The sequence below is a fragment of the Acinetobacter sp. YH16053 genome, assembly GCF_013417035.1.
In the GTDB taxonomy this organism is placed as follows: domain Bacteria; phylum Pseudomonadota; class Gammaproteobacteria; order Pseudomonadales; family Moraxellaceae; genus Acinetobacter; species Acinetobacter towneri.
On record NZ_VPEP01000112.1, the window covers coordinates 1 to 1,545 of the forward strand.

Sequence of the window (1,545 nt, forward strand, 5' to 3'; positions counted from 1 at the left end):
ACTTGTATATTAATATAAATATCAGAAACTTAATAAAAACAGAAAAATCTAAAAATGCCCAAAAAGCCGATTTTGAAACAAGTCGGCTTTTTTATGAGCAGTTTTGATAGTTCTTGCCAATAAATTTGACTAAAAATTACGCTTTTCAACTTGAGTGATACAATTTTGTGATACATTATTGTATATACAAATTTGAATGTTTTTTATGGAACAGTATTTCGAATGGGATGAGGCAAAGAATCGAAAGAATCAGAAAAAGCACGATGTCTCTTTCGAAACAGCAAGCCTTGTTTTTGAAGATCCATTAAGGATCTCAATCCAAGACAGACATACCGATGGTGAAGAACGTTGGCAAACCATTGGAAAAGTAAAAGGCGTACTAATGCTCTTAGTAGCTCACACCATCTTTGATGAAGATGACTGTGAAATCATACGAATCATTAGTGCAAGACAAGTCACTAAAGCGGAGCGAGATAGATATGAGCATGGTTAGATACTCACGCAAAGAACTGAATGAAAAATTCAGCGACAAGCAAGATGCTGAAATTCAACGCTTGCTTGCTAAAGGCACGGTTCCTGATGATCAGCTAGATCTATCAGATATGCCTGAAATTACCGACTGGAGCAATGCTGTACGCCATAATCAATTCTATCGCCCAGTGAAGCAACAGACTTCCATTCGTTTAGATGCTGATGTACTTGCATGGTTTAAAGCTCAAGGCAAAGGCTATCAAACACGAATGAATGAAATTCTGCGAGAAGCAATGTTAGAAGATTTAAAAAAACATCAATAAAAATGGGAGCTTAGGCTCCCATTTTTGATATCGTATAAGGTGTATTATGTTAATTTTAGAAAAATTTAATATTTCTTATTGCTGAGAAATTCCTAATTCTTCGTGATAATTAATCAGAGTAGTTTCTATATATTCAGCTGATCTTAGGATGTTTTGATCCTTTTTTTTAACCGCATTAATATATTTTTCTACATAACCAATAAACATTTTGGTTATATGTGCTTCCTTATCAACTAACTTTTTACCAGCTTCCTTTGTCCTAAGCACAAATACTTCATCTGAAATATATGATTCATCTTTAATTAATAATGCTTTTGAATAATCTAGACCCATTCCTTTAATATGTTTAACTTTTCTATTTACCTCAAGAATTAATGAAGCATTGTGAGTAACATGAGATCTAACAGGAATTGCAAAAGTAAGATCATTTATAGTTATTTTTACTACTCCATGTCCTCGTCCTTTGGTTGTATCCCATTTACTATCCAGAGCATAGTAATCCAATGCATGTTGGACTATCGGATTTCCAGTGTAGAAAGAGGTATTTAACTTCTTTAATTGCATATATATTTCCATTTAAATGCAAAAAACCTCGACATTTGTCGAGGCTTTTCTAGATAGCAACAAGGAATTTGAGAGTTTAACGTGAGGATCTTCCTACCCCACATGATATACAAGGAATTTGAGAGTTTAACGTGAGGATCTTCCTACCCCACAAGCTATCTAATTACTAATATATATTAATATGCAT

General features: G+C 33.5%; 3 protein-coding genes. 2 read left to right on the forward strand and 1 reads right to left on the reverse strand.

The genetic code is table 11. From position 1 onward, the window contains the following. Window positions 1-205 precede the first annotated feature (205 nt). Both FTV43_RS15375 and FTV43_RS15380 read left to right on the forward strand, forming a co-directional pair. Window positions 206-493: a BrnT family toxin gene (locus FTV43_RS15375; RefSeq protein ID WP_023271598.1), complete on the forward strand. Its 288-nt coding sequence runs from the start codon at window positions 206-208 to the stop codon at window positions 491-493. After that, complete coding sequence (locus FTV43_RS15380; RefSeq protein WP_179995826.1) at window positions 480-794, forward strand: BrnA antitoxin family protein; 315 nt, start codon at window positions 480-482, stop codon at window positions 792-794. The genes FTV43_RS15375 and FTV43_RS15380 overlap by 14 nt, the downstream gene beginning before the upstream one ends. A 75-nt stretch (window positions 795-869) precedes the next feature. On the opposite strand, the gene tenpIN is transcribed toward FTV43_RS15380, so the two are convergent. Then, entirely contained in the window at window positions 870-1,358 is a 489-nt protein-coding gene (tenpIN, locus tag FTV43_RS15385; RefSeq protein WP_179995827.1) for a type III toxin-antitoxin system TenpIN family toxin, read from the reverse strand. Window positions 1,359-1,545 lie beyond the last annotated feature (187 nt).